Below are 18,622 nucleotides of genomic sequence, written 5' to 3'. Positions count from 1 at the left end.
TTAAACGCTGAGCGCAGCGCGCAGTTGCGCTTCGAGTTGGGCGGCGTCGAGTTGCTGACCGATCAGCACCAGACGGGTAACGCGCGCTTCATCGGCGCCCCACTGACGGTCGAAATGCTTGTCGAAACGCGTACCCACGCCCTGGATCAACAGGCGCATTGGCTTGTTTGGAATGGCGGCAAAACCTTTGACACGGAGGATGCCGTGCTTGACCACCAGTTGCGTCAGGGCATCGAGCAGCAGGCTTTCGTCGGCTTGCGGCAGTTCGATGGAGATCGAATCGAAGGCGTCGTGATCGTGGTCATCGTGGTCGTCATCGCCTTCACCGTGGTGGTGATCATGGTGGCTGTGGCGGCTGTCGATGTGTTCTTCGGAACCGGCGCCGAGGCCGATCAGCACGTCCAGCGGCAGACGGCCGTTGCTGGCTTCGATGATTTTCACCGCCGGTGGCAGCTCTTCGGCGACTTCAGCACGAACGCGAGCGAGATCTTCCGGGCTGGTCTGGTCGGCCTTGTTGAGGATGACGAGGTCGGCGCTGGCCAGTTGGTCGGCGAACAGTTCGTGCAGCGGCGATTCGTGATCGAGGTTCGGGTCGAGTTTACGCTGGGCATCGACCTGATCCGGGAACGCGGCAAAGGTGCCAGCGGCCACGGCCGGGCTGTCGACCACGGTGATCACCGCGTCAACGGTGCAGGCGCTGCGGATTTCCGGCCACTGGAAGGCTTGCACCAGCGGTTTCGGCAGGGCCAGGCCCGAGGTTTCGATAAGGATGTGGTCGAGATCGCCGCGACGCGCGACCAGTTCGCGCATCACCGGGAAGAATTCTTCCTGAACGGTGCAGCACAGGCAGCCGTTGGCCAGTTCGTAAACGCGGCCGGTGGCTTCTTCTTCGGTGCAACCGATGGTGCATTGTTTGAGGATTTCACCGTCGATGCCCAACTCGCCGAACTCGTTGACGATCACCGCGATGCGACGGCCCTGCGCGTTGTCGAGCATGTGCCGCAGCAGTGTGGTCTTGCCCGAGCCGAGGAAGCCGGTGACGATGGTGACGGGGAGTTTGGCCAGTGTTTTCATCGGTATGCCCTTTGGCAAGCGGCGGGCATACGGGACGAGAACCGGCAACGCGCGTGCGCGCCGGAAGCATTCGCCACCGGATCACCCCGCCCGGTTGTAGTGAGAATCTGTGACGAGGCAGGTCTCCTGGCTGACGGTGTTCAGGTATGAGCCTGGCGTTGGCTGCGCCTTCCCGCGGGCTCATGGGTTGAGCTGGCAGTGGCGTGGCAGCGAACTTCACCGTTCACAGTTGCGGGGGCAGCCGCGGCATTGACCGCGTTCCCTTCTTAGCTTCGGCAACGGCCGAAGAACCTCGAAAGCGCAAGGCTACGCATCGGGTGGTTATGGGTCAATGGGGTTGGGGTTTGGTTATGGGGGCATATCCGTTGCTGCGGGTGCCGCCGCTGGCGGTTTCGCTCTTACAGCGACTCACTTTTCCAGACGCCGAAAAGTAAGCAAAAGGCTTTGCCCCGGCGTACGGCACTTCGCTGAGGCTCAGTGTTCCCTCGCTACGGTGTCCATCCGGGGGCATCGCCTACGGTTTGCTTCGCTGCACCTCCTCTCGATGAATGCGGCTTCGCCGCACGGCGCTACGCGCCTAACCCCCGGATGAACACCTACGCTCGGCCTGCCGAAGGGGCAAAAAAGCCAGATCAAAAGCCAGATCAAGAGCCCCTCACCCTAGCCCTCTCCCAGAGGGAGAGGGGACTGACCGGGGCGTTTGGAAGAGGTACGCCGACCTGCGATACCGCGTTGAACTCAGGCTCAAAAAAGCAAAAAAATCGCCCCCTATCCATGAGGTTAGAGGGACTGATCGGGGTGTTTGGGAGAGCTACGCCGACGTGCAATACCGAGTCGAACTCAGATTTTGAAAAGCCCACAAATCGGCTCCCTCTCCCTCGGGAGAGGGCTGGGGTGAGGGGCGAATCCACCACAAATCCAAAGTCGACCGCATGCTCTTCCACCACTCAACAGGATGAGCGTTAGCTCGGCTGCAGCTCTTGATCTGTAAGGCGACGTCGGAAGGCTGAGTGGAGGGATTGATCCGGGCGTGGGAGCGCAGCGACCGTTTGGCGAAGCCAAACACAGCGAGAGGAGGTGCAGCGCAGCAAACCGTAGGCGCTGCGCCCGGATCGATCCCGCAGCGAAGGAACCCCGAGCCCCAGCGAGCGGGCCGCACGTAGGAGCAAGCCTTTTTGGTTACTTTTTCGGCGTCTGGAAAAAGTGACCCGCCGTAAGGGCCATCCCTTTCAAGGTCTTTTCGTTTTGGCAGCCTTGATAACTCTGTCCGTTGAAACATGAGCATGGACCGCTGTGCCTTGAACCCATGTCTTGGGTTTAGGCACCTTGGGACCGCGGGGGCTTTTCGCAACTTGTTTGGGCTGGATGTTTCTGGCCAACTCCAACAGGCGTTGGGCCAGTTGCTCCAGAGGGACAACGGGAAGATATTCTGAGGGCAGTGCAATCTGCATTCCCTCATAACCACTCCTGACCTGAACCGCCAAGTGATAGATGGAAGCTTCCCATCCTTCAGGTTGAGTCTCCCGGTGAGCTTGCTCGACACTTCGTTTGAGGATGGCCAGGACGTTGTAGGCCAATACCGCAGTAGCGAACCCGAGCAAGGCAGCCTTCGGGCTGCCAAGGGTTTCGATTTCACTTTCCAGAATCGCTTCCAGTCGCTGGAACATACCTTCAATGCTCCAGCGGCGGCGATAGAGCTCTGCGATCCGCTGTGCACTGACGCTCTGGGGTAGGTTGCTCCAGAACATCAAGCTGCTGTCTCCCGAGTCCGTTGGAGAATGAAGCGTCAGCTCGACACGCCGACATTGGTAACCGCCTCTGACCTGGATGATCTGCTCACGCACAGTGCCTGTTTCCACAGGCACCGGCTCTTGCCACTCACCTTCTTGAATCAAGCGTGGATGCTTGGCTTGCTGGCGAATGACAAAGGACGTCTGGGCCTGCTCACAAGCTTCCATGACCGGGAGCGTGCAATAGAGTCGATCAGCCAACCACACTTGGCCCGGCTCGGCATCAGCCAACAGCGGCAGCACGCAAACACGCTCGCTTGCGTAGGCATCCTCACACGCCTGAAGGTCGATGACCTGATCGAGGTCGGGGTCGTAGGCCACCACCGAAAAACCGGGACGAGCGGCGCCGCGCTCGTGACGTAAAGCTCCCAGACGTTTCTCAGTGGATGCCAAGTGATTACCGTCCACTACCCGAACCTGCCAACCCGGCAGCATCGTCGTGCAACCCAGCTCTTTTATGGTTGGAGTCAGGCGTTGAGCGCAGCCCGTAACCAGGGCGCGCAACAGCGCCGGCTCGGTACGACTGATCTTGTCGTAGAGAGCCGCCAAACTGACAGGAAGATCTTCCAGTTGCCGCGCGGCGGCGTGCAGGGATGGCTTCAGGCCCAATGAAACAAGGGACATCAGCTTGATGATGGTCGAGAACAGCAGCTCACGAGAATACTGCCGTTGCCGATGCTCTTCGAAAACCTGATCGACCCACTCAGGGGCAATAGCCTGCTCCAGAGCCAATTTAGCCATGACACTGGCAGGTGCTTTTTTCTCGAAACGCGCTAGAACATCGGCCCACATCGTTTGGGGATCCCTGAATGAAATTTCAGGGGATTTTACCGAAGACCTTGAAAGGGATGGCCGTAAGGGCGGAACCGTAATCAGCAACACCCGCAGCAACGGATAAGCCCCCCACAAAATTGACTAAAATCCCCAACCCATGCTCTCCTACACAACTTGTTACGGGTGCCCTTCACAGGGTGAAACGGGAAACCGGTGAATCATGTGCTTTACTCAAGCCCATGTCAGTCCGGTGCTGCCCCCGCAACGGTAAGCGAGCGAAGCGTCAAAACCACTGTGTCAGCAAGACATGGGAAGGTGACGCTTGCAGGTCGGCCTGACGCCAACCCCTCGTGAGCCCGGAGACCGGCCCGCAACACACAGCCCGCACCTCGTGCGTCGCTGAACATAACAAACCCGCGGTGGGCGGGCGCTGTTCGAACCTCTGCGAGCCCGACCCGCAGGGGTTTTCATGCGCTCGATTCACCCACTGACATTCCAGAGGGAAGCGCCATGTCGATCATCAGCAGCACCGGCAGCAACACGGACAAAATTTCCAGCACCGCCACCCTGAGCCAACGCCTGACCGCCGCGATCTTCGCGTCGATCCTTGGTGCCAGCCTGGTCTACTTCGCCGGTTTCTCGCACATCGAAGCGGTGCACAACGCCGCCCACGATACCCGCCACAGCGCCGCGTTCCCGTGCCACTGAGACCTGTCGACATGATCAAGCGTATTGCGCAAACCGCAGGTTTCACCGGTCTGCTGGCCGCCCTGCTCCTCACTCTGCTGCAAAGCTTTTGGGTCTCGCCGCTGATTCTGCAGGCGGAAACCTTCGAGAAGTCCGAGCCGGTGGCGGTTCACGAACACGCCGCTGGCGTGGCTGCGCACACCCACGACGCCGAAGCCTGGGAGCCGGAAGACGGCTGGCAGCGCGTGGTCTCGACCACAGGCGGCAATCTGGTGGTTGCGGTGGGTTTCGCCCTGATGCTCGCGGGCCTCTACACCCTGCGCGCACCGACCAAAACCTCGCAAGGCTTGCTCTGGGGCCTGGCTGGTTACGCGACATTCGTACTGGCACCGACGATGGGCCTGCCACCTGAATTGCCGGGCACTGCCGCTGCTGATCTGGCTTCACGCCAGATGTGGTGGATCGGCACCGCCGCTTCGACCGCTGTCGGATTGTCGCTGATTGCGTTCAGCCGCCACTGGCTGATGAAAATCCTCGGCGTGGCCATCCTCGCCGTGCCGCACGTGATCGGCGCACCGCAGCCGGAAGTGCATTCGATGCTCGCGCCGGAGGCATTGGAAGCCCAGTTCAAAATCGCTTCGCAGTTGACCAACGTGGCGTTCTGGCTGGCCCTGGGCCTGATCAGCGCCTGGTTGTTCCGCCGCAAAAGCGCTGGCCAATACCACGCATGACCGATGACAGCGCAGCGCCGACCTTCGTGGTCGGTCTGGGCTGCCAGCGCGGCTGCCCGGCCAGCACGCTGCGCGCGTTACTCGACCAAGCCTTACAGGCGCACCGTATAGAGCTTGAAACGGTCAAGGCGTTGGCCAGCATCGACCTCAAGCGCGACGAGCCGGGCCTGCAGGAACTTGCCACTCAGTTGGCTTTGCCCTTGCTGTATTTCAGCAGTGAAGAACTGGCCAGTTATCAGCAACGACTCAGCCACCATTCGCAGATCGCCTACGAACGCACCGGTTGCTACGGCGTGGCGGAAAGTGCAGCGTTGGCACTCGCCGAACAGCTGATTCAGGCACCGGCAAAACTGCTGATTTCCCGGCAAAAATACGCTCAGGCCACGTTGGCATTGGCCGGCGCAGCGTAAATTCCCGATAATCCCCGCCACCGATCATGAGCAATCTTCATCTGAAGCGATTGCCGTGCCCCTTTTTCACAGGATTTAACCATGACCGTCTACTTCATCGGTGCCGGCCCCGGCGACCCGGAATTGATCACCGTCAAAGGCCAGCGGCTGATTCGCAGCTGCCCGGTGATCATTTATGCAGGCTCGCTGGTACCGGCGGCGGTGCTGGACGGTCATCAAGCCGAGACGGTGGTCAACAGCGCTGAATTGCATCTGGAACAGATCATCGAGCTGATCAAAACCGCGCATGCCAATGACCAGGATGTGGCGCGGGTGCACTCCGGCGACCCGAGTCTGTATGGTGCGATTGGTGAGCAGATTCGTTACCTGCGTGAGCTGAATATTCCGTTCGAGATCATTCCCGGGGTGACGGCGACGGCAGCCTGTGCGGCGTTGCTAGGTGCGGAACTGACCCTGCCGGACGTCTCGCAAAGCGTGATTCTGACCCGTTACGCCGACAAGACCGCGATGCCGGCCGGTGAGGAACTGGGCAGTCTGGCGCAACACGGCGCGACGATGGCGATTCATCTGGGGGTCAACCATCTGCAGAAGATTCTGGCGGAGCTGTTGCCGCATTACGGTGCCGATTGCCCGATCGCGGTGATTCACCGGGCGACGTGGCCGGATCAGGATTGGGTGGTGGGGACGCTGGCGAATATCGCTGGGAAGGTCGAGGCCAAAGGGTTTCGGCGTACGGCGTTGATTCTGGTTGGGCGCGTTTTGGGCAGTGAGGTGTTTAGCGAGTCATCGCTGTATCGCGCCGGGCATGCTCATCTCTATCGCCCATAAAGGCCCCTTCGCGAGCAGGCTCGCTCCCACATTTGATCGCATTCCAAAGGTGGGAGCGAGCCTGCTCGCGAAGGCGTCAGTACATTTCATCCATAAAAAACTCACCCATAAAAAACGGCGCTCACGGGGCGCCGTTTTTCATGTCCGCAGCGAACACCTTAGTAGTAGGCGTTTTCTTTCTGCGTGTGGTCGGTCACGTCGCGAACGCCCTTCAGCTCCGGGATGCGCTCGAGCAAGGTGCGCTCGATGCCTTCCTTCAGGGTTACGTCCGCCTGGCCGCAGCCCTGGCAGCCGCCACCGAACTGCAGCACGGCGATGCCGTCTTCAACCACATCGATCAGGCTGACCTGACCGCCGTGGCTGGCCAGCCCCGGGTTGATTTCGGTTTGCAGGTAGTAGTTGATACGCTCGTTGACCGGGCTGTCGGCATTGACCATCGGGACTTTGGCGTTTGGCGCCTTGATGGTCAGTTGGCCGCCCATGCGGTCGGTGGCGTAGTCGACCACGGCGTCGTCAAGAAACGCTTCGCTGAAGTGATCGATATAAGCGGTGAAGCTTTTCAGCCCCAGCGCGGTGTCTTCAGGTTTTTCTTCGCCCGGCTTGCAGTAGGCAATGCAGGTTTCGGCGTACTGGGTGCCAGGCTGGGTGATGAAGACGCGGATGCCGATGCCCGGGGTGTTCTGCTTGGAGAGCAGATCAGCCAAATAATCGTGGGCGGCGTCGGTAATGGTAATAGCGGTCATGGAAACTCCTCGCAGGCTTGGGCGCAGTTTACGCCAATCGTTGCGCCGGACAAAGTCCTAGTATTTTTGTCGGGAAAGATTCTCGTCCGCCCCGCCGTCGATCCGCGCCTTGAGCCAGCGATAGCTGCGTTTTTCCACCCATTCGTAGCTCAACCAGGAGCCAACGCCGATGGCCAGCGCACACACGACAAACATCAAATACGGGTTGATGCCGTAGCGCCGGGCCAGATAACCGCCAGCCGACAGCACCAGAACGTGCATCAGATACACCGAATACGAGCAATCGCCGAGCAGTTTCAGGACCCGGCTGCGCTCGACATAACGCTCAAGCGAGATACACGCCATCACCAGCAGCGCACTCGGTACGCCCCAGTTCAGCAGCCTCGGCGCCGGTGCCAACTGATAGATCGTCAGCAACGCAGCGCCAATCGCGGTCAGCGGCAGCCAGAAACCCGGGCCAATCCAGCCCCGGCGATAGAGCATGCCGATGCCAATCCCCAGCAGAAACTCATAAACAATGTCCGAACGATAAAACTCGCTGATCCAGCCAAACCCGGTCCAGGCCTGACACACCGCAAACAGCAGCGCCGCGACCACCAGCAGGCGCACCTGCAGACGGAACAGCAACGCCCAGGCGAACAAGACGTAAAACAGGATTTCGTAATTCAGCGTCCAGCCGACATTCAGCGTCGGATAGAGGCCGTAACCGCCGGGGTTCTCAGTCGGAATGAACAGCAACGACAGCAGCAAATGGCTCCAGTCCACAGACTGATCCGGCAGCAACGGCTGGGCGAACACCACCAGCAGCGCCATCAACAGCGTGTACAGCCAATACGCCGGGACAATGCGAAACAGCCGATACAACAGAAAACGCGCGGGTGGCAGCGGTTTGTTTTCGGTCGAGAGGAAAATCACCAGACCGCTGATGACGAAGAAGATATCGACGCCCACTGCACCCTTGTCGATGAACAGCTGGCCAATCGGCCCGCGTGCTTTGAAGTCAAAGAAAATCTGCATGAAGTGGTGGCAGACCACCGTCCACGCGGCCAGCGCACGCAGGGCTTGCACTGAAATCAACATCGGCCGCTCCCGATCACAATTCCTGAAACCACCGCAGACCCCTTGTAGGAGTGAGCCTGCTCGCGATGGCGGCGGCACATTCAACATCTCCAGTGCCTGATTCTCCGCTATCGCGAGCAGGCTCACTCCTACAGGGGTTTTGCGGTGTCGCTTGAAGTTGGGACAGCATCCTCGCCTCAAACGATCAAAGATTCTCGTAGCGGTTCATATCCAGCACACCCTCTTCCACCGGTTCGGTTTCGTGGATGTACTGACTCAAATCGTGGAAATAGAACCAGAATTGCGGATGACTGCGGCGGATCCCCCAGCGTTCGACGATTTTCTCGAAGCGGTTGGCATCCTTGGCGTTTTCCATTGCATCGACAAACGCCGGCACCTGATCGGCCGGGACATTAAAGATGAAGTTCGGATAGCTGCTGAGCACGCCCGGGTAAATGGTCAGCGTATCCAGCCCGGGCTGATAACGCCGTGACTCGCCGAGCAGGAACGCCACGTTACTGTGCGCGCGGTTGCGCAACAGGCTGTAGACCTCGCGTTTGCCGCTGGCGGTTTCAATGCGCAGCATCGTCGCTTCCGGGAGCTGATCAATCACCTTCAAACCGGCGGCCGGGCGCGAAGTCAGTCGGCTCAACGCCTGTTCGGCATTTTGCAGCGCCGGGTCGATATTCGGCCGCGAGCAATAAGCGCCATCGCAACGGTTGATCGGATCGGGCCGCGCATTGAGATCGCCGTAACGCGCCAGCAATTGCATGGCGAAGTCGTATTTCGGGTCTTTCTCATCGAGCTTCAACGCGGTCGGCTTATCGTCGTCAATCGCCTCGTAATCCATCCACATCTTGAACTGGCCACCGTTCTGGTACCAATCGTCGAGATAGTCTTCGCGCGAATCAGCGGGCATCAGGCGCAGGAAGTTCTGCTCGGCGCCGTTGCGGATCAGGTCGAAATACAGACGGGTTTGCGCCTGATGGGAGACGTTGCCGAACACATCGAAGTTGACCGCCAACTGGTAATAGGTGCGTTCCAGCAGCGGATAGTCAAACAGCCACATCGTCTGCGGCACCTCGCCAATCAGGCCTTTGGTCACCGAAGCGCTGTCGAAGTGGCGAAAAATGCTCAGCAAGGCGTTGTCGTTGCCGGCCCACAGGGTCGACCAGCTCGGGGCCGGGAGATCAGCGTAGCTGTCGCGGCGCAGAGCCTCATATTCATTGCGCTTGTCGCGGTAGTTGCGCCACAGGCTCAACACGCTGCCGACATCGTCGTTCTGCCCGGGCATGGCCAACAGCGGCGTGGCCTGGCCGCGATAGTTCGGGTCGGTGATATAGAGGTCGTGTTCCGGTGCCTGGAACAGTGCCCAGAAGTTGTCGCGGATCACGTCGGTCGCAATCTGTCCACGGCACACCGGGCCGCGAATAAACGTGCGGACGAAGTATTCGGCGTTGTCGAGCATGAACTGGTAACGCGCCTGCGCCGGAATCGCTTCGAACGTCGCGAAGGGATTGGCACGGCTCTGCGGGCCGTAACCGGGCAGCGCATTAACCTGCCAGTTGCCGCTATAGAACAGGCTTTTCACCCGCGCCATCTTCGCCGCGCTCAGCGGATAGGTGATGTGGGTTTTATGCACAATCACGCCCTGCACCGGCCACAAGCGGTAATACACCTGGGTGCCCGGATCGTCGTTTGGGCGGCGAGTGGCGATAAGGTCGATCGGCTGCCCGCTCGGTGTGCGCGAACGCACCCACTGGAAGTAATGCCCCGGCTCGCCATCCTTGAAATAGATGTGCGCGAGGTACAAGTGCTCGTAAAGCCAGCGTCCGACCAGACTCTGCCGGGCGCCGGGAGTATTAAGCAGATTTTCCCACTGGACGATTTGCAGCGCCTCTTTCGCGCTCGGCGCCAGGCCTTGTTCGTCAATCGGCGCACCCGAGGCCAGCCAGCGCTGCAGCGTCTGATATTGCTGATCGGTCAGCCCGGTCACCGCCAGCGGCATGCCTTCCTTCGGATGGGCACCGGCGTAGCCCTCAAACTCGGCGGGCAGCGAGCACATGTTCTCGCGGTTCAGGCCCAGCACAATCTCTGCCGGGAGTTTGGCGTTGGGCGTCAGCGGCGTCTTGTGCCCGAGTTCGAGCATGCGCGCCATCAGCGCCGCCTGACTGCCCTGCGCATCGAGCACCGAATAGAAGTCTTTCTGCTGCCAGGCACGTTTACCGAAGGCGTCGTAAAACAGCCTGGTGGTCGGTGCCGCTTGTGTGCGCTCGCCATCGTAAACCGGCATCTTGCTGGCGCCACGGGCCGCGCCCTCGCCACTGCCCAGATTCAACTGGCAGGCCGAGTCGTAGCACGCATGGCAGGCAACGCACTTCTCGGTGAAGATTGGCTGGATGTCGCGGACGTACGAAATCGACTGAGAAATGCCCGGCACAGTCGCTGGCTCTTGCGCCACGGCGCCCCAGCTGAGAAACAGCAACACAAAACCAATGACGCGGTAAGACATGCTGCTGATCCCGATTGTAAAAAAACGCCGCGATTCTACAGTATGACGCCCGTACCAACATGAGCGATATTCATGCAAAAGCCCCGCATGCTCCAAAAGCGCACAGGTTTGCTATGATCCCGCTCCTTCGTAATGGTCTTTCCGAGTAGTCCAAATGTCCGATCGCAGCGTCCGCCTTCAAGCTCTCAAGCAAGCCCTCAAAGAGCGCATCCTGATACTCGACGGCGGCATGGGCACGATGATCCAGAGCTACAAGCTCGAAGAACAGGATTATCGCGGCAAACGCTTCGCGGACTGGCCGAGTGACGTCAAGGGCAACAACGACCTGCTGGTGATCACCCGTCCGGACGTGATCGGCGGCATCGAGAAGGCCTATCTGGATGCCGGCGCCGACATCCTCGAAACCAACACCTTCAACGCCACGCGCATTTCCATGGCCGACTACGGCATGGAAGAACTGGCCTACGAACTAAACGTAGAAGGCGCACGTCTGGCGCGCAAGGTCGCCGACGCCAAGACCGCCGAGAACCCGGACAAGCCACGTTTTGTCGCCGGCGTGCTCGGTCCTACGAGTCGCACCTGTTCGCTGTCGCCGGACGTCAACAACCCCGGCTACCGCAACGTCACCTTTGATGAATTGGTGCAAAACTACACCGAAGCCACCAAAGGCCTGATCGAGGGCGGCGCCGACCTGATCCTGATCGAAACCATTTTCGACACCCTCAACGCCAAAGCCGCGATCTTCGCCGTGCAAGGCGTGTTCGAAGAGCTGCACATCGAACTGCCGATCATGATTTCCGGGACCATCACCGACGCCTCCGGCCGCACCCTGTCGGGCCAGACCACCGAAGCGTTCTGGAACTCGGTGGCACACGCCAAGCCGATTTCCGTCGGCCTCAACTGCGCGCTCGGCGCCAGCGAGTTGCGTCCGTACCTGGAAGAGCTGTCGAACAAGGCCAGCACCCACGTTTCCGCGCACCCGAACGCCGGCCTGCCGAACGAATTCGGCGAGTACGACGAACTGCCGTCGGAAACCGCCAAGGTCATCGAAGAATTCGCCCAGAGCGGCTTCCTCAACATCGTCGGCGGCTGCTGCGGCACCACGCCGGGGCACATCGAAGCCATCGCCAAAGCCGTCGCCGGTTACGCGCCACGGCAGATTCCGGACATCCCCAAGGCGTGCCGCCTCTCGGGTCTGGAGCCGTTCACCATCGATCGCAGTTCGCTGTTCGTCAACGTCGGCGAACGTACCAACATCACCGGTTCCGCCAAGTTCGCCCGTCTGATCCGTGAAGACAACTACACCGAAGCGCTGGAAGTCGCCCTGCAGCAGGTCGAAGCCGGCGCGCAGGTGATCGACATCAACATGGACGAAGGCATGCTCGATTCGAAGAAGGCCATGGTGACCTTCCTCAATCTGATCGCCGGTGAGCCGGACATCTCGCGCGTGCCGATCATGATCGACTCCTCTAAATGGGAAGTGATCGAAGCCGGCCTCAAGTGCATTCAGGGCAAGGGCATCGTCAACTCGATCAGCATGAAAGAAGGCGTCGAGCAGTTCATCCACCACGCCAAACTGTGCAAGCGCTACGGCGCGGCGGTGGTGGTGATGGCGTTCGACGAAGCTGGCCAGGCCGACACCGAAGCGCGCAAGAAAGAGATCTGCAAACGCTCCTACGACATTCTGGTCAACGAAGTCGGCTTCCCGCCGGAAGACATCATCTTCGACCCGAACATCTTCGCCGTCGCCACCGGTATCGAAGAACACAACAACTACGCTGTGGACTTCATCAATGCCTGCGCCTACATCCGCGACGAACTGCCGTATGCGCTGACCTCGGGCGGCGTGTCCAACGTGTCGTTCTCGTTCCGTGGCAACAACCCGGTGCGCGAGGCGATCCACTCGGTGTTCCTGCTGTACGCGATCCGCGCGGGCTTGACCATGGGCATCGTCAACGCCGGTCAGCTGGAGATCTACGACCAGATCCCGCAAGAGCTGCGCGACGCCGTTGAAGACGTGATCCTCAACCGCACCCCGGAAGGCACCGACGCCCTCCTCGCCATCGCCGACAAGTACAAGGGCGACGGCAGCGTCAAGGAAGCCGAGACCGAAGAGTGGCGCAGCTGGGAGGTCAACAAGCGTCTGGAACATGCGCTGGTCAAAGGCATCACCACGCACATCGTTGAAGACACCGAAGAATCCCGTCAGTCGTTCGCCCGCCCGATCGAAGTGATCGAAGGCCCGCTGATGTCCGGCATGAACATCGTTGGCGACCTGTTCGGCGCCGGCAAAATGTTCCTGCCGCAAGTGGTGAAATCCGCCCGCGTGATGAAACAGGCTGTGGCGCATTTGATCCCATTCATCGAACTGGAAAAGGGCGACAAGCCAGAAGCCAAGGGCAAGATCCTCATGGCTACGGTGAAAGGCGACGTCCACGACATCGGCAAGAACATCGTCGGCGTGGTGCTCGGTTGCAACGGCTATGACATCGTTGACCTCGGCGTGATGGTCCCGGCCGAGAAGATTCTGCAGGTGGCCAAAGAGCAGAAATGCGACATCATCGGCCTGTCCGGCCTGATCACGCCGTCGCTGGATGAGATGGTTCACGTTGCTCGCGAGATGCAGCGTCAGGACTTCCACCTGCCGCTGATGATCGGTGGCGCGACCACTTCCAAAGCGCACACCGCGGTGAAGATCGAGCCGAAGTACAGCAACGATGCGGTGGTTTATGTGACCGACGCCTCCCGCGCGGTGGGCGTCGCGACGCAGTTGCTGTCGAAAGAATTGAAGGCCGGTTTCGTCGAGAAGACGCGTCTGGAATACGTCGATGTACGCGAACGCACCTCGAACCGCAGCGCCCGCACCGAGCGCTTGAGCTACGCCGCCGCCATCGCCAAGAAGCCGCAGTTCGACTGGGCGAATTACCAGCCCGTCAAACCGACGTTCACCGGCAGCAAGGTGCTGGACAACATCGACCTCAAGGTCTTGGCCGAATACATCGACTGGACGCCGTTCTTCATTTCGTGGGACTTGGCCGGCAAGTTCCCGCGCATCCTTGAAGACGAAGTGGTCGGTGAAGCCGCCACCGCGCTGTACAAGGACGCGCAGGAAATGCTCGCCAAGCTGATCGACGAGAAGCTGATCAGCGCCCGCGCGGTGTTCGGCTTCTGGCCGGCCAATCAGGTGCATGACGACGACATCGAGTTGTACGGCGATGACGGTCAGCCATTGGCCAAACTGCATCACCTGCGTCAGCAGATTATCAAGACCGATGGCAAACCAAACTTCTCGCTGGCCGACTTCGTTGCGCCGAAAGACAGCGAAGTGACTGACTACGTCGGTGGTTTCATCACCACCGCCGGTATCGGCGCCGAAGAAGTGGCGAAGGCTTATCAGGACGCTGGCGACGATTACAACTCGATCATGGTCAAAGCCCTCGCCGACCGTTTGGCCGAAGCCTGTGCCGAATGGCTGCACCAGCAAGTGCGTAAAGAGCACTGGGGTTATGCCAAGGACGAAGTGCTCGACAATGACGCGCTGATCAAAGAGCAATACAGCGGCATCCGCCCTGCTCCGGGTTACCCGGCGTGCCCGGATCACACCGAGAAGGCGGCGTTGTTTGCCCTGCTCGATCCGGAAGCTGAAGAGATGCGCGCCGGTCGCAGCGGGGTGTTCCTCACCGAGCACTACGCGATGTTCCCCGCGGCCGCAGTCAGCGGCTGGTACTTCGCCCATCCGCAGGCGCAGTACTTTGCGGTGGGCAAGGTCGACAAGGATCAGGTCGCCAGCTACACCTCGCGCAAAGGCCAGGAGTTGAGCGTGACCGAGCGCTGGCTGGCGCCGAACCTCGGCTACGACAACTAAGCCAGCTTCAACGCATCACCCCCTGTGGGAGCGAGCCTGCTCGCGAAGGCGGTCTATCAGCCAACACTCATGTTGAAGCTGATGGCCTCTTCGCGAGCAGGCTCGCTCCCACAGTTCGTTTTGCAGTGTTCTGCAGAGGGTTGGCTATGCTTGTCTGACACACACGGCAGACGAGGGATTTATGGACGATCCAGTCGACAACAAACCGCCGACCTTCTGGCAGATGCTGCACAGCGTGATGGCGGCGGCGTTCGGGGTGCAAAGCGGCAAGAACCGGGCAAGGGACTTCACCCATGGCAAGCCCAGCCATTTCGTGATCCTGGGGATTCTGTTTACGGCTGTGTTTGCGTTGACGCTGTTTGCCATCGTCAAACTGGTGCTGCATTTCGCCGGGGTTTGACGAATCAGCGCATCAGGGTTTGCAGGGTGAACGGGTAGCGGTAGGAATTCGGCTGCCCCTTGGCTGAGAGCTTGCGGAAATTCACCCCGTAGTGCGGCGACTTGCCCATGGCCAGCATTTGTCGGGCGTGCGGCTTGTCGATCAGTTGCAGCAACGGAATTTGTCGATCCCGGCCGCCGTAGTGATTCAGTTCGACGCCTTGCTCGACGTCATGCAACTCGACCAACGCCCAGCCACCCAAGGTGAAATGCCCGCCGACCAACGCGCTCAGGCGTCCGTCGACCAGTGCCTGCAAGGCCGCCGGCGACGTATTGACCGCGCTGAACAAGGCATCTTTGCCGGGGACCTTGCCCGTCTCGGCATACGCGCGCATTGCGCCGAAGGCCATTTCATCATTGGCCGACCACACCAGCGACACTTTCGGATAACGCGCAAACAACTGTTTGGCCTGTTCATAGGCGCGTTCCTGGGTCCAGCCGCTGTAAACCAGCTGGCGCAAGCGGGTCTGCGGATGTTCGGCCAACGCCCGCTGCATGCCGCGCTCACGCAACTGCGCCGAGGGGGTGACCTTCAGGCCGGAGAACGCCAACACTTCAATCGGCTCAGCGTTTGCCGCCGACGGATGCAGGCGGATCAGCTCCTTCATCATCAAGTAACCGCCCTCCTCGTCGTTCGGCACCAGGCTGCCGATGCGGTCGTCACGCTCACCGACCAACGCCTGCTGGTCCGGGGTCAGCGCGGCGTTGACCATAAACAGTTTTACGCCACTGTTCTCGGCCAGACGCAGGATTTGCGGCGCGACGTATTGTTCGTTGACGAAAATCAGGTACTCGGGACGATTCGGCCCCTGCAACGCAAGGCGCGCCTGAGCCAGGGTCAGTTCGGGCTGGCGTTGGGAATAGAGAATCTGCAGGTCGATACCCAGATCATGCGCAGCCGCCTGCATGAATTGCGAGTAACTGACCCAGAAGGCTTCCTGCGTCGAGCCCGGATTCAAAAACAGCACAGACTCCGCCCGCGCGCCGGTCTGGAACAGTGCGCTGAACAGCAGAAGACTGAAATGGAAAAACTTGAACATGAAACATCCGGGCCCAAGGAAAAATGGCCGCGCATTATAGCCCTCGATCTACCGGCTATTGATGCCTGATCCCGCTTTTTGTCCGACAACTCGTCGGGCACGGGCCCGGATGGGTCGTTTACTGATGGCTGACCCAGAATACCGCTGTCCCTACTACGAGAATGATCAGGAACAGAATGGCCCACGCATCGACACTGCTGTCGCTTTTTCTTGCCTTGGTCGGGTTGCTCATTGCATCGCCTCTTGTCGGTTTTATCGGTGATTGCAGAAAGACTCGACCACAGTTAAGACGATGATTGTCCGCACGACAAATGTGGGTTAGTTGACAGCCATTCTCGTTAGGCGATTTGGTTCTTTACATATACTCAAACATCACTTTTGCGCATAACTGCAAACGGGTATATTGCCCCGGCTCCTCTAGGGAGTGCGCGGCCGTGCGCGCAGAATTGCAGAGGCAAAATCGGACTCCAGCACGCGAAAACGCAGCGTTTTCCGAGTAGCCCAAGCCTGAGAACAGGACTTATATGTACGTATACGACGAGTACGATCAGCGGATCATCGAGGACCGCGTCAAGCAGTTCCGTGATCAGACCCGACGCTATCTGGCAGGTGAGCTGAGCGAAGAAGAATTCCGCCCCCTGCGCCTGCAAAATGGCCTGTACATCCAGCGCTTCGCGCCGATGTTGCGGGTGGCGGTGCCTTACGGCCAACTGACTTCGCGTCAGACGCGCATGATGGCCAAGATTGCCCGCGACTACGACAAGGGCTACGCCCACATCAGTACGCGGCAGAACGTGCAGTTCAACTGGCCGGCGGTGGAAGACATCCCGGACATTCTGGCTGAACTGGCCACCGTGCAGATGCACGCGATCCAGACCAGCGGTAACTGCCTGCGCAACGTCACCACCGACCAGTTCGCCGGTGTCGCTGCCGACGAAGTGATCGATCCGCGCCCATGGTGCGAGATCGTCCGTCAGTGGACTACGTTCCACCCGGAATTCGCTTACCTGCCGCGCAAGTTCAAAATCGCCGTCAACGGTTCGACCGCTGACCGCGCCGCCATTGAAGTCCACGACATCGGCCTTGAGCCGGTGCACAACGCCGCTGGCGAACTGGGTTTCCGTGTGTTGGTCGGCGGTGGCCTTGGCCGTACCCCGGTAGTCGGCGCGTTCATCAACGAATTCCTGCCGTGGCAGGACCTGTTGAGCTACCTCGACGCCATCCTGCGCGTGTACAACCGCTACGGCCGTCGCGACAACAAATACAAGGCGCGGATCAAGATCCTCGTCAAGGCGCTCACGCCGGAAGTGTTCGCGCAGAAAGTCGATGCGGAAATGGAACACCTGCGCGGTGGCCAGACCACATTGACCGACGCCGAACTGCAGCGTGTCGCCAAGCACTTCGTCGATCCAGACTACAAGGCGCTGGACAACCAGACCGCGCAACTGGCCGATCTCGACAAGGAGCATCCGGGTTTCGCCCGCTGGCGTACCCGCAACACCCTGGCGCACAAGAAGCCGGGTTATGTCGCCGTGACCCTGTCGCTGAAGCCGACCGGCGTTGCCCCGGGCGACATCACCGACAAGCAGCTCGACGCCGTCGCCGATCTGGCCGATCGCTACAGCTTCGGTCAACTGCGCACCTCGCACGAGCAGAACATCATTCTCGCCGACGTCGAGCAAAGCCAGTTGTTCACCCTGTGGGGCGAACTGCGTGAAGGCGGTTTCGCCACGCCGAACATCGGCTTGCTGACCGACATCATCTGCTGCCCGGGCGGTGATTTCTGCTCGCTGGCCAACGCCAAGTCGATCCCGATTGCCGAATCGATCCAGCGCCGCTTCGACGACCTCGATTACCTGTTCGACATCGGCGAGCTGGACCTGAACATCTCCGGCTGCATGAACGCCTGCGGTCACCACCACGTCGGCCACATCGGCATCCTCGGCGTCGACAAGAAAGGCGAAGAGTTCTATCAGGTCTCTCTCGGCGGCAGCGCCAGCCGTGATGCGAGCCTGGGCAAGATCCTCGGCCCGTCCTTCGCTCAGGAAGCCATGCCTGACGTGATCTCGAAGCTGATCGACGTGTACGTTGAACAACGTACCGAAGACGAGCGCTTCATCGACACTTACCAGCGTATTGGCATCGACCTCTTCAAGGAACGCGTCTATGCAGCGAATCATTAAGAACAACGAGGTCGTCGACGAAACCTGGCACTTGCTGCCCAAGGATTTCAACATCGACGAGATCAGCAACTGCGACGACTTGATCGTTCCACTGCAGCTGTGGCGCGAACACAGCCGCATGCTCAAGGCCCGCGACGGTGGTTTGGGGGTTTGGCTGGACGCTGACGAAGAAGCCGAAGAAATCGGTGAAGACGTGGCTGAGTTTCAGGTGATCGCGCTGAATTTCCCGGCGTTCACCGACGGCCGCAACTACTCCAACGCCCGCCTGCTGCGTGACCGTTACGGTTTCAAAGGCGAACTGCGAGCGATTGGTGACGTGCTGCGCGATCAGCTGTTCTATATGCATCGCTGCGGTTTCGATGCCTTTGCCATTCGCGCGGACAAAGACCCGTACGAAGCGCTGGAAGGCCTCAAGGATTTCTCGGTGACTTATCAGGCCGCCACCGACGAACCGCTGCCGCTGTTCCGTCGCCGCTAAGTCTTCAGGT

Annotated in this window: 14 protein-coding genes and 2 riboswitches; of the genes, 8 read left to right on the top strand and 6 right to left on the bottom strand. The window is 60.0% G+C overall.

Annotated features, from left to right (window positions below):
• Together cobW and VY732_RS13085 are read right to left on the bottom strand one after the other, a co-directional pair.
• A complete protein-coding gene (gene cobW, locus VY732_RS13090; protein WP_105708975.1) occupies nucleotides 1-1,074 on the bottom strand; it encodes a cobalamin biosynthesis protein CobW in 1,074 nt (357 codons plus the stop codon).
• 99 nt (nucleotides 1,075-1,173) lie between these two features.
• Nucleotides 1,174-1,384, bottom strand: a riboswitch (cobalamin riboswitch).
• Nucleotides 1,385-2,303: 919 nt separating this feature from the next.
• Nucleotides 2,304-3,605 carry an IS4 family transposase gene (locus VY732_RS13085; protein WP_331695864.1) on the bottom strand — a complete coding sequence of 434 codons (1,302 nt, stop codon included), beginning with the start codon at nucleotides 3,603-3,605 and terminating at the stop codon, nucleotides 2,304-2,306.
• A gap of 197 nt (nucleotides 3,606-3,802) precedes the next feature.
• Nucleotides 3,803-4,024, top strand: a riboswitch (cobalamin riboswitch).
• A 124-nt stretch (nucleotides 4,025-4,148) separates the two neighbouring features.
• Here VY732_RS13085 and VY732_RS13080 point away from each other — a divergent pair.
• The 4 genes from VY732_RS13080 (at nucleotide 4,149) to cobM (ending at nucleotide 6,294) form a co-directional block, all read left to right on the top strand.
• Complete coding sequence (locus tag VY732_RS13080) at nucleotides 4,149-4,346, top strand: CbtB domain-containing protein (RefSeq protein ID WP_003225486.1); 198 nt, start codon at nucleotides 4,149-4,151, stop codon at nucleotides 4,344-4,346.
• 11 nt (nucleotides 4,347-4,357) lie between these two features.
• On the top strand, nucleotides 4,358-5,056 hold the full coding sequence (locus VY732_RS13075) for a CbtA family protein (RefSeq protein ID WP_137219333.1): 699 nt from the start codon (nucleotides 4,358-4,360) through the stop codon (nucleotides 5,054-5,056).
• Entirely contained in the window at nucleotides 5,053-5,466 is a 414-nt protein-coding gene (locus VY732_RS13070; protein WP_137219332.1) for a cobalamin biosynthesis protein, read from the top strand. The genes VY732_RS13075 and VY732_RS13070 overlap by 4 nt, the downstream gene beginning before the upstream one ends.
• Nucleotides 5,467-5,547: 81 nt before the next feature.
• Nucleotides 5,548-6,294, top strand: a complete 747-nt coding sequence (gene cobM, locus VY732_RS13065; protein WP_331695624.1) for a precorrin-4 C(11)-methyltransferase — start codon at nucleotides 5,548-5,550, stop codon at nucleotides 6,292-6,294.
• Nucleotides 6,295-6,452: 158 nt separating this feature from the next.
• Here cobM and nfuA read toward each other — a convergent pair whose 3' ends face one another.
• From nfuA to VY732_RS13050, 3 genes are all read right to left on the bottom strand, one after another.
• Nucleotides 6,453-7,037, bottom strand: a complete 585-nt coding sequence (nfuA, locus tag VY732_RS13060) for a Fe-S biogenesis protein NfuA (protein WP_007912592.1) — start codon at nucleotides 7,035-7,037, stop codon at nucleotides 6,453-6,455.
• Between the two features lie 57 nt (nucleotides 7,038-7,094).
• Entirely contained in the window at nucleotides 7,095-8,117 is a 1,023-nt protein-coding gene (locus VY732_RS13055) for an acyltransferase family protein (protein WP_331695623.1), read from the bottom strand.
• A gap of 184 nt (nucleotides 8,118-8,301) precedes the next feature.
• Nucleotides 8,302-10,608 carry a fatty acid cis/trans isomerase gene (locus VY732_RS13050; RefSeq protein WP_331695622.1) on the bottom strand — a complete coding sequence of 769 codons (2,307 nt, stop codon included), beginning with the start codon at nucleotides 10,606-10,608 and terminating at the stop codon, nucleotides 8,302-8,304.
• A gap of 154 nt (nucleotides 10,609-10,762) precedes the next feature.
• Between VY732_RS13050 and metH the strand changes: the two genes are divergently transcribed.
• Nucleotides 10,763-14,473 (top strand): methionine synthase, encoded by a 3,711-nt coding sequence (gene metH, locus VY732_RS13045; protein ID WP_331695621.1) that lies wholly within the window; start codon nucleotides 10,763-10,765, stop codon nucleotides 14,471-14,473.
• A gap of 181 nt (nucleotides 14,474-14,654) precedes the next feature.
• Complete coding sequence (locus VY732_RS13040; protein ID WP_077573152.1) at nucleotides 14,655-14,873, top strand: DUF2970 domain-containing protein; 219 nt, start codon at nucleotides 14,655-14,657, stop codon at nucleotides 14,871-14,873.
• 4 nt (nucleotides 14,874-14,877) lie between these two features.
• Here the strand turns inward: VY732_RS13040 and VY732_RS13035 are convergent, their stop codons facing one another.
• Nucleotides 14,878-15,951 carry an ABC transporter substrate-binding protein gene (locus VY732_RS13035; protein ID WP_331695620.1) on the bottom strand — a complete coding sequence of 358 codons (1,074 nt, stop codon included), beginning with the start codon at nucleotides 15,949-15,951 and terminating at the stop codon, nucleotides 14,878-14,880.
• Between the two features lie 524 nt (nucleotides 15,952-16,475).
• Between VY732_RS13035 and VY732_RS13030 the strand changes: the two genes are divergently transcribed.
• Nucleotides 16,476-18,134 carry a nitrite/sulfite reductase gene (locus VY732_RS13030; RefSeq protein ID WP_034152311.1) on the top strand — a complete coding sequence of 553 codons (1,659 nt, stop codon included), beginning with the start codon at nucleotides 16,476-16,478 and terminating at the stop codon, nucleotides 18,132-18,134.
• Nucleotides 18,118-18,612 carry a DUF934 domain-containing protein gene (locus VY732_RS13025; protein ID WP_038368934.1) on the top strand — a complete coding sequence of 165 codons (495 nt, stop codon included), beginning with the start codon at nucleotides 18,118-18,120 and terminating at the stop codon, nucleotides 18,610-18,612. Before VY732_RS13030 ends, VY732_RS13025 begins: the two co-directional genes overlap by 17 nt.
• The last annotated feature ends 10 nt before the right edge of the window (nucleotides 18,613-18,622 follow it).

This window comes from Pseudomonas sp. ZY71 (genome assembly GCF_036542145.1).
Lineage (GTDB): Bacteria > Pseudomonadota > Gammaproteobacteria > Pseudomonadales > Pseudomonadaceae > Aquipseudomonas > Aquipseudomonas koreensis_A.
The sequence above is the reverse complement of the archived record's forward strand: the minus strand, read 5'-3'. Positions and strand labels throughout refer to the sequence as shown.

What these genes read in the sequence shown, in the direction of transcription:
- VY732_RS13030 (WP_034152311.1), top strand. Translation starts at nt 16,476, where the DNA reads ATGTACGTATACGACGAGTACGATCAGCGGATCATCGAGGACCGCGTC.
- VY732_RS13025 (WP_038368934.1), top strand. Translation starts at nt 18,118, where the DNA reads ATGCAGCGAATCATTAAGAACAACGAGGTCGTCGACGAAACCTGGCAC.
- VY732_RS13075 (WP_137219333.1), top strand. Translation starts at nt 4,358, where the DNA reads ATGATCAAGCGTATTGCGCAAACCGCAGGTTTCACCGGTCTGCTGGCC.
- cobM (WP_331695624.1), top strand. Translation starts at nt 5,548, where the DNA reads ATGACCGTCTACTTCATCGGTGCCGGCCCCGGCGACCCGGAATTGATC.
- VY732_RS13085 (WP_331695864.1), bottom strand. Translation starts at nt 3,605, where the DNA reads ATGGCTAAATTGGCTCTGGAGCAGGCTATTGCCCCTGAGTGGGTCGAT.
- nfuA (WP_007912592.1), bottom strand. Translation starts at nt 7,037, where the DNA reads ATGACCGCTATTACCATTACCGACGCCGCCCACGATTATTTGGCTGAT.
- VY732_RS13040 (WP_077573152.1), top strand. Translation starts at nt 14,655, where the DNA reads ATGGACGATCCAGTCGACAACAAACCGCCGACCTTCTGGCAGATGCTG.
- VY732_RS13035 (WP_331695620.1), bottom strand. Translation starts at nt 15,951, where the DNA reads ATGTTCAAGTTTTTCCATTTCAGTCTTCTGCTGTTCAGCGCACTGTTC.
- metH (WP_331695621.1), top strand. Translation starts at nt 10,763, where the DNA reads ATGTCCGATCGCAGCGTCCGCCTTCAAGCTCTCAAGCAAGCCCTCAAA.
- VY732_RS13050 (WP_331695622.1), bottom strand. Translation starts at nt 10,608, where the DNA reads ATGTCTTACCGCGTCATTGGTTTTGTGTTGCTGTTTCTCAGCTGGGGC.
- VY732_RS13080 (WP_003225486.1), top strand. Translation starts at nt 4,149, where the DNA reads ATGTCGATCATCAGCAGCACCGGCAGCAACACGGACAAAATTTCCAGC.
- VY732_RS13070 (WP_137219332.1), top strand. Translation starts at nt 5,053, where the DNA reads ATGACCGATGACAGCGCAGCGCCGACCTTCGTGGTCGGTCTGGGCTGC.
- VY732_RS13055 (WP_331695623.1), bottom strand. Translation starts at nt 8,117, where the DNA reads ATGTTGATTTCAGTGCAAGCCCTGCGTGCGCTGGCCGCGTGGACGGTG.
- cobW (WP_105708975.1), bottom strand. Translation starts at nt 1,074, where the DNA reads ATGAAAACACTGGCCAAACTCCCCGTCACCATCGTCACCGGCTTCCTC.